Origin of the sequence: Streptomyces lydicus (assembly GCF_004125265.1) — a bacterium.
Taxonomy (GTDB): domain Bacteria; phylum Actinomycetota; class Actinomycetes; order Streptomycetales; family Streptomycetaceae; genus Streptomyces; species Streptomyces lydicus_C.
Window position 1 is genome coordinate 2,440,305 of record NZ_RDTE01000003.1, and the last position, 16,482, is coordinate 2,456,786.

Below are 16,482 nucleotides of genomic sequence, written 5' to 3' on the forward strand. Positions count from 1 at the left end.
CTCCTGCGTAAGAAAGGTGACTCCCTGGAGGTTAGCCGTAGGGGTCTGTCGGGCGGAAATGCGTATCCGCTGCGCTCGGCTTTCTTCCCACGATTTCGGCTGGCCCGCCGTGGGGCTTCGCGCCTTTGCGCCTGCGCGCAGCGCGCCCCGCGTTGTCGGCTCCCTCGCCGTGCCGGCTTCTCGCCGTTGCGCCTGCGGCGGGCAGGTCCGCTGCGCGGGGCTGTGGGTGCGGTGACGGGCCTCCGGGGCAGGGGTGTGGGACTGCTTCGCTTTACGTCCCACACCCCTGCCCCTCCAGCCCGTCCCCTCCCGTGGGGGAGTAAGTGAAGGCTGGTGGGGGTGTGCCCTGTGGTCACCTGCGGCAGGAGGGCCGTTCGGGGCGCTTCAGGGGAAGCGGGGCGCCCATGACCGCGTAGGGGGTCGGGGCGCTCGGGAACAGGACGCGGCGGGCGATGTCCTGGTAGCCGAGGGAGCGGTAGAGGCGGCGGGCGGGGCTTTCGGTGTCGATGGCGGAGAGGATGGAGCGTGGTTGGGCGGCGCCGTCGGTGATGCGGGTGATCAGTGTCCGGCCGATGCCGCGGTGCTGGTAGTCGGGGTGGACGTGCAGCTCGGTGATGGTGAAGGAGTCGTCGAGCCAGTGGTCCAGGCCCTCGCCCCGGAGGTAGGGCTCGACGACGGTGGACCACCAGTGGGCGCGGTCGTTGGGCATGCCGTAGACGAAGCCGACCAGCCGGCCCGCGGGGGTGGTGGCGCCGAGGGCGCGGGCGCCGGGGCAGGTGAGGTGACGGAGCACGATGTGCCGGCGGACGGCGATCTCCTCGGCGCTCAGGCCGAAGGCGAGTGCCTGGACGGCCAGCGCGTCGTCCACGCGGGCAGCGAGATCAAGCGGGCCGACCGCGACGTCATCCATGCTCGGAGCGTACAAGGCGGCGGGTCAGAACAGTACGCTCATGAACGCGCCGACTTCCTCGAAGCCCACCCGCCGGTAGGAGGCGCGGGCGGCGGTGTTGAAGTCGTTGACGTAGAGGCTGACGACGGGGGCGACGTCGTTGAGGGCGTAGCGCAGCACGGCGGCCATACCGGTCTCGGACAGGCCCTTGCCGCGGTAGGCGGGGTCGACCCACACGCCCTGGATCTGGCAGGCCCGCTGGGTGGCGGCGCCGATCTCGGCCTTGAAGATGACCTTGCCGTTGTCGATACGGGCGAAGGAGCGGCCAGAGCCGACGAGTTCGGCGACCCGGGCCTGGTAGAGGAGTCCGCCGTCGCCGGCCATCGGGGAGATGCCGACCTCTTCGGTGAACATGGCCACGCACGCGGGCATGATCAGGTCCATCTCGTTCTTGCGGATCCGCCGGACGCAGGGGTCGGGGGCGATCTCGGCGGCCGGCGCGGTGGTGACCATCAGCGGCTGGTGGGCACGGATCTCGCGGGCCGGGCCCCAGGAGGGCTCCAGGAGCGACCACAGCTCGGCGGTGGCCTCGGCGGGGCCGACGATGGAGGAGCAGCGGCGACCCTGACGGCGGGCGCGTTCGGCGAAGCCACGGACGGCTTCGGGGGTGGCGCAGACCGGGACGAGGTTGGCGCCGGCGTAACACAGCGACTCCAGGCGGCCGCCGACGCACCAGCCCCACATCTCGCCGCCCAGCCGCCAGGGGTCGAGGCCGGCGACCTGGACGCGGGCGGCGACGAAGGCGTTGGCGACCGGGTCGCGGTCCAGGACCGCGAGCGCATCGTCGAGGTCCCCGGGCTCGAGGACCTTGATGGTGGTGGTCGTCAGCACGTGTCGGAAAGCCTCACCGTTACGGGCCTGGGAGGCCAGGCGGAAGCAGGTCCTGGCACTTTACCTCCACCTGCGCGGGAGCACCCGGGCGCCGGGGACGGATTGCCCCGGGCAGCGGCGAGCCCCACGGCCCGGGGCGGGCGGCGGGGCTCGGGAGCTGCGGGCGGCGCGGGCTCAGCCGGCCACGGCCACGGTCGGCTCGCCGGAGGCGATGCCGTCCTTCTCCATCTGCTCGGCGATCTTCATGGCCTCTTCGATGAGGGTCTCGACGATCTTCGATTCGGGGACGGTCTTGATGACCTCGCCCTTGACGAAGATCTGGCCCTTGCCGTTGCCGGAGGCGACGCCGAGGTCGGCCTCGCGGGCCTCGCCGGGGCCGTTGACGACGCAGCCCATGACGGCGACGCGCAGCGGCACCTCCATGCCGTCCAGGCCCGCGGTGACCTCGTCAGCGAGCTTGTAGACGTCGACCTGGGCGCGGCCGCAGGAGGGGCAGGAGACGATCTCCAGGCGGCGCTGGCGCAGGTTGAGCGACTCCAGGATGGAGATGCCGACCTTGACCTCTTCGGCGGGCGGCGCGGAGAGCGAGACCCGGATGGTGTCGCCGATGCCCTCGCTGAGCAGGGCGCCGAAGGCGACGGCGGACTTGATGGTGCCCTGGAAGGCGGGTCCGGCCTCCGTCACACCGAGGTGCAGCGGGTAGTCGCTCTGGGCGGCGAGCTGGCGGTAGGCGTTGACCATCACGACCGGGTCGTTGTGCTTGACCGAGATCTTGATGTCGCGGAAGCCGTGCTCCTCGAAGAGGGACGCTTCCCACAGCGCGGACTCGACCAGCGCCTCGGGGGTGGCCTTGCCGTACTTCTGCAGCAGGCGGCGGTCCAGGGAGCCGGCGTTGACGCCGATCCGGATCGGGGTGCCGGCGTCGGAGGCCGCCTTGGCGATCTCCTTGACCTTGTCGTCGAACTGCTTGATGTTGCCGGGGTTGACGCGGACCGCGGCGCAGCCGGCGTCGATCGCGGCGAAGACGTACTTCGGCTGGAAATGGATGTCCGCGATGACCGGAATCTGCGACTTCCGGGCGATCACCGGCAGCGCGTCGGCGTCGTCCTGCGTCGGGCAGGCGACCCGGACGATCTGGCAGCCGGAGGCCGTCAGCTCGGCGATCTGCTGCAGCGTCGCGCCGATGTCGGACGTGCGTGTGGTCGTCATCGACTGCACCGAGACCGGTGCGTCTCCGCCCACGGCGACCGTACCGACCTGGATCTTGCGGCTGACCCGGCGGTCGGCAAGCTTGGTCGGTACGTCCGGCATTCCCAGTGAAATGGCAGTCATCTGGCGAGCAACCCCAAGGTGTGGATCTAGCCCCCGCAGCGGCGGGCTCCGGTCTTCGACATTACGGCACGGAGATTGCTATGAGCACATCGCGCCCCTGTGGCGCCACGAAAGAAGACGGCCGGACACCTCCAAACGCCACGGAGGTGTCCGGCCGCCGCCAAACGTGCTTTCTAGGTCAGCTTCACCGGATTCACCACGTCGGCGACGAGCACCAGCAGTGTGAAGCAGATGAAGATCCCGGCGACGACGTACGCGACCGGCATGAGCTTGGCCACGTCGAAGGGGCCGGGGTCCGGGCGCCGGACGATCTTGGCGAAGGCCCGCCGGACGGACTCCCACAGGGCACCGGCAATGTGTCCGCCGTCCAGCGGCAGCAGCGGCAGCATGTTGAACAGGAAGAGCGAGAGGTTGAAGCCGGCGACCAGGAAGAGCATGGTCGCCACCCGCTGCTCCGGCGGGATGTGCAGGGAGAAGACCTCGCCGCCGACCCGGGCCGCGCCGACCACGCCCATCGGGGAGTCCTGCTTGCGCTCGCCGCCGTTGAAGGCCGCGTTCCACAGGTCCGGGACCTTCGCGGGCAGGTTTATCAGCGAGGAGACGCCCTGCTCGACCATGTTGCCCATCCGGTCGACGGACTGGCCGACGGACTGCTGGACGACGCCGCTGGCCGGGGTGAAGCCGAGGAATCCGGCGGTGACGAACTGTCCGGGAACATAGCCGCCGTGGCCGTCGGTCTTGGCGACCTTGTTCTCGATCAGGTCGGCGTGCAGCGTCTGCCGTGCGCCGTGCCGTTCGACGACGAGCGTGGCGGGCCCGGTGGTGTCGCGGATCTGCTGCTGCAGGGCGCCCCAGTCCGGGACGGCGTGGCCGTTGAACGAGACGATCTTGTCGCCGGCCCGCAGGCCCGCGGCCTTGGCCGGGGAGTCCTTGGCGCCGTGCGGGCACTTGTCGGTCTTGGCGGCCGCCGAGATGACGCAGTCGGAGACGGAGCCGACCGAGGTCGTCTGGGTGTTGATGCCGAAGCCCATCAGCACGCTCATGAAGATCACGACCGCCAGGATCAGGTTCATGAACGGCCCGGCGAACATCACGATGACGCGTTTCCAGGGCTTGCGGGTGTAGAAGAGCCGCTTCTCGTCGCCGGGCTGCAGCTCCTCGAAGGCCGCCGAGCGGGCGTCCTCGATCATGCCGCGGAACGGCGAGGTGGAGCGGGCCTGCAGCTTTCCGTCGTCGCCGGGCGGGAACATCCCGATCATGCGGATGTAGCCGCCGAGCGGAACGGCCTTGATGCCGTACTCGGTGTCGCCCTTCTTACGGGAGAAGATCGTCGGTCCGAATCCCACCATGTACTGCGGCACGCGGATACCGAACAGCTTGGCCGTGGAGAGGTGGCCGAGCTCGTGCCAGGCAATGGAGAACAGCAGACCGACGACGAAGACGACTATGCCGAGGATGGTCATCCAGGTCGTCATGCGCGAGCCTCCGAAGGTGTCCGTGCCGCACGGGCGGCCAGTTCGCGGGCGCGGGCGCGCGCCCAGGTCTCCGCCTCCAGGACGTCCGCGACCGTCAGGGAAGTTCCCCCGGCCGGCGTCCCGTGTTCGGAAACCACTGCGGCGACGGTATCCACAATCCCTGTGAACGGCAGCCCGCCTCCGAGGAACGCGTCGACGCATTCCTCGTTCGCGGCGTTGAAGACGGCGGGGGCGGTGCCGCCCAGATCACCGACGTGGCGGGCCAGCGGGACGGAGGGGAAGGCCTCCTCGTCCAGCGGGAAGAACTCCCAGGTCTGCGCCTTTGTCCAGTCCACGCCCGGGGCGGCGTCCGGGACCCGCTCGGGCCAGCCGATGCCCAGCGCGATCGGCATCCGCATGTCCGGCGGGCTGGCCTGGGCGAGGGTGGAGCCGTCGGTGAACTCCACCATCGAGTGGATGTAGGACTGCGGGTGGACGGCGACCTCGATGCGGTCGAAGGGGACGTCGAAGAGCAGGTGCGCCTCGATGACCTCCAGGCCCTTGTTGACCAGCGTCGCGGAGTTGATGGTGACGACCGGGCCCATCGACCAGGTGGGGTGGGCCAGCGCCTGCTCGGGGGTGACCGCGGCCAGCTCCTGCTTCGTCCGGCCGCGGAACGGGCCGCCGGAGGCGGTGACGACGAGCTTGCGGACCTCGGCACGCTCGCCGCCGGCCAGCGCCTGGAAGAGCGCGGAGTGCTCGGAGTCGACGGGGATGATCTGGCCGGGCGCGGCGACGGCCTTGACCAGCGGGCCGCCGACGATCAGCGACTCCTTGTTGGCGAGGGCCAGCACCCGGCCCGCCTTCAGGGCGGCCAGGGTCGGGGCGAGACCGATGGAGCCGGTGATGCCGTTGAGGACGGTGTGGCAGGGGGAGGCGGCCAGGTCGGTGGCCGCGTCGGGGCCGGCCAGGATCTCGGGCAGCGGCTCGCCCGCGCCGTAGCGGTCGGCCAGCGCGGTGCGCAGCGCGGGCACCGCGTCCTCGCGCGCCACGGCCACGGCGCTCACCCGCAGCTGGTGCGCCTGGTCGGCGAGCAGCCCGACCCGGCCGCCGGCTGCGGAGAGCGCGGTCACCCGGAACCGGTCGGGATTGCGCAGCACGATGTCGATCGCCTGGGTGCCGATCGACCCGGTCGAGCCGAGGATGACCAGGGAACGGGGGCCGCTCGGGCCGGCGAGGTCGGCGGCGGCCGGCTCGAAGCGCAGATGCGGGTGGGCGAGGGAGTCCGTCATGTGGTCCATTGTGGCCGGTCGCCGGGGGGCCGCGGACACCCAGGGCGGGTCATGGCGATCATGCACGCCGCCTCACCGCTGTGGGCCGCACGCCCCGGGGCCGGTCCGGACGTCCGGACCGGCCCCGGGGTGCGGGCAGCCGCGGGCCGCTCAGCGAACGGGCCGCCGGACGTTGTCCGTCCGGCTCGGGCCCGGTGTGGCGTCCGCGATCCAGGGGCCGTCGCCGCTGGGGTCGATCATGCCCTCCTCCAGCCAGGTGTAGCTGCCGTCGAGGACCCCGTCGACGACCTTGCGGTCGAGTTCGTCGGTGTTGGTCCACAGCCGGCCGAACAGCTCCTCGACGCGGATCCGCGCCTGCCGGCAGAACACATCGGCCAGCTGCCGCGCCTCGCGGCCGTGGTCACCGGTCTCGGTCAGGTACTCAGCCCGTACGCAGGCGGCGCTCATCGCAAAGAGTTCGGCGCCGATGTCCACGATCCGGCCGAGGAAGCCCTGTTTGGTCTCCATCCGGCCCTGCCAGCGGGACATCGCGTAGAAGGTGGAGCGGGCGAGCTTGCGGGAGGTGCGCTCGACATAGCGCAGATGGCCGGCCAGCTGTCCGAACTCCTGGTAGGTGCGCGGGAGCTGCCCGGGTCCGGCGACGAGCTTGGGCAGCCAGCGGGCGTAGAACCCGCCGGCCTTGGCGGCCGCCCGGCCCTTGTCGGCGAGCGACTTGTCGGGGTCGATGAGGTCGCCGGCGACCGAGAGATGGGCGTCCACCGCCTCGCGGGCGATCAGCAGGTGCATGATCTCCGTGGAGCCCTCGAAGATCCGGTTGATGCGCATATCGCGGAGCATCTGCTCGGCGGGGACGGCGCGTTCGCCGCGGGCGGCGAGCGAGGGGGCGGTCTCGTAGCCGCGGCCGCCGCGGATCTGGACCAGTTCGTCGGCCATCAGCCAGCCCATCTCCGAGCCGTAGAGCTTGGCGAGGGCGGCCTCGATACGGATGTCGTTGCGGTTCTCGTCGGCCATCTGGGAGGAGAGGTCGACGACCGCTTCGAGGGCGAAGGTGGTGGCGGCGATGAAGGAGATCTTGGCGCCGACGGCCTCGTGCTTGGCGACCGGCCGGCCCCACTGTTCACGGGCCGCGGACCACTCGCGGGCGATCTTCAGGCACCACTTGCCGGAGCCGACGCACATCGCGGGCAGCGAGAGCCGGCCGGTGTTGAGGGTGGTGAGGGCGATCTTCAGGCCGGCGCCCTCGGGTCCGATGCGGTTGGCGGCGGGGACCCGCACCTGGTGGAAGCGGGTCACGCCGTTCTCCAGGCCGCGCAGGCCCATGAAGGCGTTGCGGTGCTCGACCGTGATGCCGGGCGAGTCGGCCTCGACGACGAAGGCCGTGATGCCGCCCTTGTGCCCCTCGGAGGCGGGCACCCGCGCCATCACCACCAGCAGGTCGGCGACCACGCCGTTGGTGGTCCACAGCTTGACCCCGTCGAGGAGGTAGTCCGTGCCGTCCGGGACCGCCAGGGTGGCCAGCCGGGCCGGGTCCGAGCCGACATCGGGCTCGGTCAGCAAGAACGCCGAGATGTCCGTACGGGCACAGCGCGGCAGGAAGGTCTCCTTCTGCTCCTTGGTGCCGAACAGCTTCAGCGGCTGCGGTACGCCGATCGACTGGTGCGCGGAGAGCAGTGCGCCGATGGCGGGGCTGGCGGTGCCGACCAGGGACAGGGCGCGGTTGTAGTAGACCTGGGTGAGTCCGAGGCCGCCGTACTTCGCGTCGATCTTCATGCCGAACGCGCCGAGCTCCTTGAGCCCGTGCACGGTCTCGTCCGGAATCTTTCCCTCGCGCTCGATCCGGGCGCCGTCGATCTCGCGCTCGCAGAAGTCGCGCAGCGTGGCGAGGAACTTCTCGCCGCGGCGTACGTCGTCGACCGCGGGGGTGGGGTGCGGATGGATGAGGTCGAGCCGGAAGCGCCCCAGGAACAGTTCCTTGGCGAAGCTGGGCTTGCGCCAGTCCTGCTCGCGGGCCGCCTCGGCGACCTGGCGTGCTTCGCGCTCGGAAACGTTGCGGATGGATGGAGCGGTCATCAGGAGCTCACCTCGCCGCGGGATCGGGAGTTCAGCGCCGGCGGGCCGGTCGGCCGCTGGACAGCGCTACTTGTGAGAGTTACCCGATCCGCGCGGGTTGCACCACGGGAGGCGGCGGGAGAGGGCCGCGCGGCAGGCCACTCCACGCCAAGTGGGACATACCCCCCTGGCGCCGGTCCAAGGCCGCTCGCCGCCCTCCGCCGTTCGGGGGGTACGGCATACCGCGCTGGTTGTACGCCGGGCCCCGGCACCTCCCCCGGGGGACCGCCGCGGCTCCCTCTCAGACAGGAGGAAGGGAGGCGCCCGTGCCGCTTACCGTCAAGATCCGGCATGACGGGAGAGGTGATGCCGGAAACGGGGGACGCGGCGCGCTCCGGAAACAGGGTGCCGGAGCGCGCCGCGCTGGGGGGGCCGGGGTCGAGGGCCGGTCGGGTCCGGTCGGTGTGACGGCCCGAGGGAGGGCCGCCGCTGCCCACCGGGCCGGGCCGGGTGGGACCGGACCGGATCAGCCGGTGGTCACAGGGCGAGGCCGGTGAGGACCAGCACCCGCTCATAGGTGTAGTCGTCCATCGCGAACCGCACGCCCTCGCGGCCCACACCGGACTGCTTGACGCCGCCGTACGGCATCTGGTCGGCACGGTAGGACGGCACATCGCCGACGATCACGCCGCCGACCTCCAGCGCGCGGTGGGCGCGGAAGGCGGTCTGCACGTCGTGGGTGAACACGCCCGCCTGGAGGCCGAACTTGGAGTCGTTGACGGCCGCGAAGGCCTCCGCCTCCCCGTCGACCTTCTTGAGGGTGAGCACCGGGCCGAAGACCTCCTCGCAGGCGAGGGTGGCGTCGGCGGGCACGTCCGCCAGCACCGTCGGCGCGTAGGAGGCGCCGTCACGCTTGCCGCCCGCCAGCAGCTTCGCACCGCGCTCCACGGCCTCGTCCACCCAGGACTCGACGCGCTTGGCGGCGTTCTCGTCGACCAGCGGGCCGACCTCGGTCGCGTCGTCCGACGGGTCGCCGGTGATCTGCGCCTCGACGGCCGCCACGATCTTGGGCACCAGACGGTCGTAGACGGAGGCGTCGGCGATCACCCGCTGCACCGAGATGCAGGACTGGCCGCCCTGGTAGTTGGAGAAGGTGGCGATGCGCTGCGCCGCCCAGTCCAGGTCCGCCTCACAGGAGTAGTCGGGCAGGACGACGGCCGCGCCGTTGCCGCCGAGCTCCAGGGTGCAGTGCTTGCGCGGCACCGAGTCGAGGATCGCGTAGCCGACCTTCTCGGAGCCGGTGAAGGAGACGACCGGCAGCCGCTCGTCCTGGACCAGCGCCGGCATCCGGTCATTGGGCACCGGGAGGATCGACCAGGAGCCGGCCGGCAGCTCGGTCTCGGACAGCAGCTCGCCGAGGATCAGGCCGGAGAGCGGGGTGGCCGGCGCCGGCTTGAGGAGGATCGGGGCACCGGCCGCGATGGCCGGGGCGATCTTGTGGGCGCAGAGGTTCAGCGGGAAGTTGAACGGGGCGATGCCCAGGACCGTGCCGCGCGGGAAGCGGCGGGTCAGGGCGAGCCGGCCGGCGCCGCCCGCGTCGGTGTCCAGGCGCTGCGCCTCGCCGCCGTTGAAGCGGCGGGCCTCCTCGGCGGCGAAGCGGAACACCGAGACCGCGCGGCCGACCTCGCCGCGCGCCCACTTCATGGGCTTGCCGTTCTCCGCGGAGATCAGCCGGGCGATCTCCTCCGTACGCTCCACCAGCCGGCGGTGCACATGGTCCAGCGCGGCGGCCCGCACATGCGCGGGGGTCGCGGCCAGCTCGTCCTGAACCGCGACGGAGGCGGCGATGGCCTCCTCGACCTGGGCCTCGGTGGGGACGCTCACCGTGCCGACGAGGCGTCCGTCCCAGGGGGAGGTGACGTCGAAGGTGGCCTCGCCGGTGGCCTCGCGGCCGGCGAGCCAGAAGGCGGTGGGGGCTGCATCAGTGGGGATCGGCACAGTGGAACCCGGCCCTTCAGAAGTGGTGGGTGATGCGCATGGCTCAGCGAGCGGCTCTGCGGTTTTGACTCGGGATCCACGGTAGGGGTGCGGCGGCGCCGTGGCGTTTGTCCGAAGCGTAGAAATCGGTGGGGCCGTCCCTCCGTGGTGGAGGGGACGTGCGGGCCGGGGTTGCCGGGGTGGAGGGGGCGGGGGGGGAGCGTACGGGGCGCGGTGGACGGGCGTACGGGGCACCACCTCCCGGGGAGGGCGGCCGGACCCTGGACGGGCTGCTCCTCCGGGGCGCCCTACTCCCCCGGGGCGCCCGACGTCGCCTTGAGCGCCAGCCACAGCTCCATCCGGACATCCGCGTCGTCCAGCGAGCGGCCCAGGATCTCCTCCACCCGCCGCATCCGGTAGCGCAGGGTGTGGCGGTGTACGCCCAGGTCGGCGGCGGCCGCGTCCCACTGGCCGTGCCGGGCGAGCCAGGCGCGCAGCGAGGCCACCAGATCACCGCGCCCCCGGGCGTCGTGCTCGCGCAGCGCCCGCAGCAGCCCGTCCGCGAAGGCGCGGACCGCGTCGTCGGCGAGCAGCGGCAGCACGGAACCGGCCGCCACGTCCTCGTGCTCGACCAGCGCCCGGCCGCGCCGGCGGGCCACCGACAGCGCCTGCTCGGCCTGGCGGTAGGCGTTCGCGGCGGCCATCGGCCCGGTCGGCGCCGACAGCCCGACGGCCACCCCCTCCGGGTGGCCCGCCTCGGCCCGCCCCGACCGGCCGGGCGACCGCGGCTGCGCGGCGGCGCGGGCCTCGGCAGCGGCGGCGTACGCCGCGCAGGCGTCCGCGGCCGCCCCGCCGTCCGCCACCAGCACGATCAGCCGGCCGCCGTCCGGCACCGCGAGCACCGCCTCACCGGTCCGCGCGGCCGCGGAGTCCATCGCATCGGCCAGCCCGTCGAGGACGCCCGACGCCCCGCCGCCCGACGCCCCGCCGCCCGCCGCCTGCTCGTCGCCGGCCACCGCCTCCGCGACCACCATCCGGAACGGCGCGTCCAGCAGCCCGCCGTAGAGCCGGCCGGCCACCGCCCGCGCATGGTCCGGCTCCCCCGCCAGCAGCATCTTGAGCACCGCGGCACCGAGCCGCTGCTCGGCGTCCTGCAGCGCCCGGGACCGCTCGGTGGTCAGGGTGAGCAGCGCGACCGCGGAGTGCACGGCATAGCGTTCGGCCGTGCCGAGCGGCGCACCGGTCCCGACCGCGAGCACCCCGCGGGCCCGGCGCCCGGTGCCCAGTGACTGCAGTTCGACCCGGTCGTCGCCGTCGGTGTCGCTGACGACCGAGCTGGCGGGTGCGGGCCGCTCGCGCAGCCGTCCGACGTCGTCGGCGAGCCGGGCCGCGCGGCGGGCCGCCCAGTCGGGGGCGGCGGCCACCACGGCGCCCGACGCGTCGTAGAGCGCGGCCCAGCCGTCCAGATGCGCCGCGAGCCGGGCCAGCAGCTCGGCGGGGCCCTCGGCGCTGAGCGCCGCCCGGGTCAGCTCCCGCTGGGCCTCGAACCCCGCGGTCACCGCGCGGTACTGGTCGGCGGCGACGGCGGCCGAGACCGCCTTGCTGATCGCGATGAACGGCGTCCTGCGGGGCACCCCGAGCAGCGGCAGCCCCTGCTCGGCGGCCGCCTCGACCAGCGCCTGCGGAACACCCTCGTAATTGACCCCGACCGCGAATCCCAGCCCGACGACCCCGGCCTCCGCGACCCGTCGCACATACCTGCGGGTCGCCTCCGCGTCCTGTGCGTCCAGCTTGAGCGCGGTGATCAGCAGCAGCTCCCCGCCCTCCATGTAGGGCACCGGATCGATCAGCTCACTGGCGTGCGCCCAGCGCACCGGCACCTCCAGCCGCCCCTCGCCCGCGAGCACGGTCAGCTTGAGCGCGGTGTGGTTGACCAGGGAAGCGAGGGTGTGCGGCATGGAACCTTCATGACGTCGACGAATGCGAGGGACGACCGGACGGCAACCGGTCACCGGCCGATTCTTTACGCCGCCTCGTATGAACGGCCACTGCCGATTCTGCCTCAGCGGAGGAATCCGGGGGAGCTCCGCTCCGGCCACATCCGCTCCCGGGGGCTGCGAGCACGAGCCCACGGGGAAGGGGCGACGGGGCCCTTGCCCCCCGTCGCCACCGGCCGGCAAGCGCCCGCCCCTCAGGACCGCAGATCCACCAGCACCGGCGGCGCATGCTCCCCCGCCACCGAGGTCACGGAGAGGACCGCATGGCCGGGCGGAACGGCATTGGCGAGATCGGACGCCGACCAGCGCTCCCGCTCCACGGTGCGCACGGTGACGGCCTTGGCGGTGACCGCCTTGCCGGTGACCAGGTGACGGAAGAGGTGGAACGCCTTCATCGCGGCGCCCTCCGCGATGATCTGACGGTCCGTGACATCGCGGGTCTCCACCCACTCCTTGCCCCACACCTCGGCGAACCGGGCGCCGTCCCACGTCGTCACGCCCGCGAACGCCATCCGGCAGCCGACGGTGCCCAGCAGCGTGCCGCGCAGCGCATCGGGGATGTCGTCCAAGGAGCGCAGCGTCAGCACCGCGCCGGCGTTCGCCGAGCGCAGCCGCTGCAGCCCGCGCAGCGCCTCCGCCGTGATCGTGTGGGCGGCCTCGTCGAGCACCAGACAGGCGAACAGCGAGCGGTCGCCCCGGGCCACCGCGCACTCGGTGAACTGCGCCAGCACCAGCCGGGCGAGGATCCGTGACGCCTCCGCGTGGCCGCGCTCGGGCAGTTCGATGCGGACCCGCAGCGGATGGTCGAGGGCGCGCAGGGAGACCTGGCGGGTGCCTCCCGTGGGGTCGAAGAACGCGGCGAAGGCGGGCCGGTCCAGGAGGGCGAGGCGGTCGGCGAGGAGCACACCGGGATCGCCGGGGCGCTCCGACTGGCGCACCCGGGCGTCCAGTTCGCGCAGCAGGGTGTGAGCGTCCCCGTCCTGCAGGGCGGTGCGCAGCGCGGACAGCGCCGAGGGGGCGCCGTCCAGCAGCTCGCGCAGCTCGGGAACGGTGGGGAAGCGGTCGTGGGCGGCCCGGAAGGGGCCGAGCAACTGGGCCAGCGCGGTCGCGGCCCGCCGGCTGTCGCCGCCCGGCAACTGCTCGGCCAGATCGCCGACCAGCGCCTCCGCCAGGATCCCGGCCGCCTCGTCGGGGTCCGTGGTGCCGCCGTACAGGTCGAGGTCGCAGTCCGGATCCGGGCGGCCGACCCTGACCACCACGTCGAACGCCTCGTCAGGACCGAGGTCGGACCCGGCCGGCCCGACGGCGATCACCGCGGCCTGCCCGGCCAGCGCCTGCAGGCACATCGACTCCACCACCGGCCGCACGACCCGGGTGGTCTTACCGCTGCCGGCGGGCCCGACCGCCAGCAGCGAGGTGCCCAACACCCCCGGATCCAGGGCGCATCCGGCGCCGCGGTGCTGATACGGGTTGCGCTGGTGGTCGGCGGCGGTGCCGATACGGACCTGGTGGGCGAGCAGGTCGTGGTGGGCGGTCCGCGGCAGGTCGCGCCGCCCGGACGGATGCGCACAGGCCGCCGCCCCGTGCCGGAGCACGGTGTCGGTGAAGGAGGCCAGGGAGTTCGTGCCGGACCGCACCGAGCGCCAGGCGCGCTCGATCCTGGCCACGTCCACGTCGTTCATCCGGCCGGCCCCCGCCTCGGCGGTGAGCTTGTCGGCGGCGTCCGCGGCGCCGTGTGCCCGCAGGTCGGGCCACTGCGCGCGGTCGGCGGCGGGCTGGGGCCTGGGGACGGCGGGTCCGCGGTTGCGGAAGCGGCCGAGGACCGGCCCCAGGAAGCGGCGGACGAGCTCCGGCCAGCGGCCCAGACGGCCGAAGACGACGACCAGAAGCGCCAGCACCAGCCCGTAGTAGAGATAGGTGGCCCAGACGTAGACCATCTTGTCGCCGCCGGCCGACCGCCAGGAGTCCGGGGTGAGCAGCAGCAGCGGCCAGAGCCAGTAGCCGCCGAGGTATCCGTTCCACAGCAACGACCACAGCAGCCAGCCGCACAGGAACGAGATCACCGCGCCGCTGATCAGCTGCCGTCCGGGGACCCGGTCGGGCTCCTGCGCGGGGCGGGGCCGGTGACCGTAGGTCCAGATGCCGGGCGCGGCGCCCGGGCGCGGGGTGCGCAGCCAGCTCAGCAGTGCAGGTTCGGGGGCCGCGGAGCCGCGGGGCGCGGTGCCCGGCGGGGCGGCGGGCATGGCCGGCACGGCCGGCGGGGCGGCGGGCGGTGGCGGGGTGCGCGGCGCGGCGGCCGGCGGGGTGGGCGGTGCCGCGGGGCGCGGCACCGCGGGTTCGGGCCGGTGCGCTCCGTCCGGCCGCTGGGGAGCGGTGTGCTGTGCGTCGTGCGTGCCCTCGGTGTCCATCCGGTGCCCCTTGTCCCCCTTGAGCCGTGGCCTGCTGCGTCCTGGCGCCGCCGGCCGGGTCGTGCGGCCGCGGTGCCATTGTCATGCCCGCGCTGGTACCCGCCGCTGCCGGGCGCGCCGCCGCACAATCTACTGGCCGCGGCCCGCCGCTATGTCCGGTGCGGACAACGCAACACGCGCACTTCTCCCGAACGGAACATGCCAGACCCGCCCGGCCGCCCCTAGCCTGCGAGAACAACACCTCTGTACGTCCCCGTTCCACTCCAGGAGACTGCCATGACCGAACTGTCCGGAGGCCCGGCCCTCCCCCAGGAGCGTCGCGTCGTCACCGCGATCCCCGGCCCGAAGTCGCAGGAGCTGTGGGCCCGTAAGCAGGCCACGGTGGCCGCCGGCGTCGGCGCCGTGCTGCCCGTCTTCGTCAAGCGCGCGGGCGGCGGCGTCCTGGAGGACGTGGACGGGAACTCGCTGATCGACTTCGGCTCCGGCATCGCGGTGACCTCGGTGGGCAACAGCGCGGAGGCGGTCGTCCGCCGGGCCACCGCGCAGCTCCAGGCGTTCACCCACACCTGCGCGATGGTGGCGCCGTACGAGCCGTACATCGAGGTCTGTGAGCTGCTGGCCGAGCTGACGCCGGGCGACCACGCGAAGAAGTCGGCGCTGTTCAACTCCGGCGCGGAGGCGGTCGAGAACGCCGTCAAGATCGCCCGCGCGTACACCAAGCGCCAGGCGGTCGTCGTCTTCGACCACGGCTACCACGGCCGGACGAACCTGACGATGGCGCTCACCGCCAAGAACATGCCGTACAAGCACGGCTTCGGCCCGTTCGCGCCCGAGGTCTACCGCGTCCCGCTGGCCTACCCCTACCGCTGGCTGACCGGCCCGGAGAACTGCGCGCAGGAGGCCGCGGACCAGGCCATCTCGCAGATCACCAAGCAGATCGGCGCGGAGAACGTCGCGGCGATCATCATCGAGCCGGTGCTCGGCGAGGGCGGCTTCATCGAACCGGCCAAGGGCTTCCTGCCCGCGATCGCCGACTTCGCGAAGGAGAACGGCATCGTCTTCGTCGCGGACGAGATCCAGTCCGGCTTCTGCCGTACGGGCCAGTGGTTCGCCTGTGAGGACGAGAACGTCGTCCCGGACCTGATCACCACCGCCAAGGGCATCGCGGGCGGCCTGCCGCTGGCCGCGGTCACCGGCCGCGCCGAGATCATGGACGCCGCGCACGCGGGCGGCCTGGGCGGCACCTACGGCGGCAACCCGGTGGCCTGCGCCGCGGCGCTGGGCTCGATCGAGACCATGCGCGAGCAGGACCTCAACGCCAAGGCCCGCCGGATCGGCGAGATCATGAAGGCCCGCCTGAACGCGATCGCGGAGAAGTACGACATCGTCGGCGAGGTCCGCGGCCGCGGCGCGATGATCGCGATCGAGCTGGTCAAGTCCGGTTCCAAGGACCCGAACCCGGAGGCCACCGCCGCGCTGGCCAAGGCCTGCCACCAGGAGGGCCTGCTCGTCCTGACGACCGGTACGTACGGCAATGTGCTGCGCTTCCTGCCGCCGCTGGTCATCGGTGAGGACCTGCTGGGCGAGGGTCTGGACATCCTCGAAGGCGCCTTCGCCTCGCTCTGAGCGGCACGCACACACGCCCACGGACACCACGGGGGCGGCACGAACCCCGGTACGGCCCGGGACACGGCTTCTCCCGTGTCCCGGGCCGTACCCGTTCGTCCGGCGGGAAGGCCCGCGCTGTGGAGTGCCGTGATGCGATGTGGTGCGCCGTGGTGGGCGGTTGTCCTCGGCACCCGCTGACGCGCCGGGCCGCGGCCCGCTTCCCACCCCGTGCACGCACCCCGTGCACGCCCCCCCGCACGCACCCCGTTCTGTGCCCATTTCTCTGTTCATTTCCGTGCGGACGCGTGTAACTGGAGGCATGGCGTGAAGAAGATGTGCGGGGCCGATGGCGGCCGGGTAATGCCACTGTCGGGGGTGCTCGCGGTGCCGTACGGTTTCTGCAGATGAGAGAAACACCCCGCTCGCAGGGGACTGCGGGCGACGCCCGGTCGGCACTTCCCCGGTTCCGATCAGGCCGTGCCCTCGCGCACAACACCGGGGCCCCTGGCAAAGGGGGTTCCGGGAATCCTCACCGATCGGATGTCCGCCCGCCCCATACCCCCCGGGGCGCGCGGGACACCGGTC

At 72.7% G+C, this 16,482-nt stretch carries 10 protein-coding genes; 1 reads left to right on the forward strand and 9 read right to left on the reverse strand.

Translation table 11 applies throughout. The features are described 5' to 3' along the window. Window positions 1–352 precede the first annotated feature (352 nt). The 9 genes from D9V36_RS13110 to D9V36_RS13155 form a co-directional block, all read right to left on the reverse strand. Window positions 353–910, reverse strand: coding sequence for a GNAT family N-acetyltransferase (locus tag D9V36_RS13110; protein ID WP_129293933.1), 558 nt, complete (start codon window positions 908–910; stop codon window positions 353–355). Window positions 911–934: 24 nt separating this feature from the next. Further along, the gene (locus tag D9V36_RS13115) at window positions 935–1,780 is read right to left on the reverse strand and encodes a GNAT family N-acetyltransferase (protein ID WP_129293934.1); all 846 of its coding nucleotides are present in this window, start codon (window positions 1,778–1,780) and stop codon (window positions 935–937) included. 174 nt (window positions 1,781–1,954) lie between these two features. Then, window positions 1,955–3,112: a flavodoxin-dependent (E)-4-hydroxy-3-methylbut-2-enyl-diphosphate synthase gene (ispG, locus tag D9V36_RS13120; protein ID WP_030082501.1), complete on the reverse strand. Its 1,158-nt coding sequence runs from the start codon at window positions 3,110–3,112 to the stop codon at window positions 1,955–1,957. A gap of 173 nt (window positions 3,113–3,285) precedes the next feature. Next, window positions 3,286–4,587 carry a M50 family metallopeptidase gene (locus tag D9V36_RS13125; RefSeq protein ID WP_129293935.1) on the reverse strand — a complete coding sequence of 434 codons (1,302 nt, stop codon included), beginning with the start codon at window positions 4,585–4,587 and terminating at the stop codon, window positions 3,286–3,288. Further along, window positions 4,584–5,858 carry a 1-deoxy-D-xylulose-5-phosphate reductoisomerase gene (dxr, locus tag D9V36_RS13130; RefSeq protein WP_129293936.1) on the reverse strand — a complete coding sequence of 425 codons (1,275 nt, stop codon included), beginning with the start codon at window positions 5,856–5,858 and terminating at the stop codon, window positions 4,584–4,586. The genes D9V36_RS13125 and dxr overlap by 4 nt, the downstream gene beginning before the upstream one ends. A 150-nt stretch (window positions 5,859–6,008) precedes the next feature. Next, on the reverse strand, window positions 6,009–7,928 hold the full coding sequence (locus D9V36_RS13135) for an acyl-CoA dehydrogenase family protein (RefSeq protein ID WP_129293937.1): 1,920 nt from the start codon (window positions 7,926–7,928) through the stop codon (window positions 6,009–6,011). Window positions 7,929–8,444: 516 nt separating this feature from the next. Continuing rightward, window positions 8,445–9,905, reverse strand: coding sequence for an aldehyde dehydrogenase family protein (locus D9V36_RS13140; protein WP_129293938.1), 1,461 nt, complete (start codon window positions 9,903–9,905; stop codon window positions 8,445–8,447). A gap of 287 nt (window positions 9,906–10,192) precedes the next feature. Continuing rightward, on the reverse strand, window positions 10,193–11,842 hold the full coding sequence (locus D9V36_RS13150) for a PucR family transcriptional regulator (RefSeq protein ID WP_129293940.1): 1,650 nt from the start codon (window positions 11,840–11,842) through the stop codon (window positions 10,193–10,195). 233 nt (window positions 11,843–12,075) lie between these two features. Then, window positions 12,076–14,289 (reverse strand): ATP-binding protein, encoded by a 2,214-nt coding sequence (locus D9V36_RS13155; RefSeq protein WP_129293941.1) that lies wholly within the window; start codon window positions 14,287–14,289, stop codon window positions 12,076–12,078. Between the two features lie 276 nt (window positions 14,290–14,565). On the opposite strand from D9V36_RS13155, the gene gabT reads away from it, so the two are divergent. Further along, complete coding sequence (gabT, locus tag D9V36_RS13160; RefSeq protein WP_129293942.1) at window positions 14,566–15,915, forward strand: 4-aminobutyrate--2-oxoglutarate transaminase; 1,350 nt, start codon at window positions 14,566–14,568, stop codon at window positions 15,913–15,915. Window positions 15,916–16,482 lie beyond the last annotated feature (567 nt).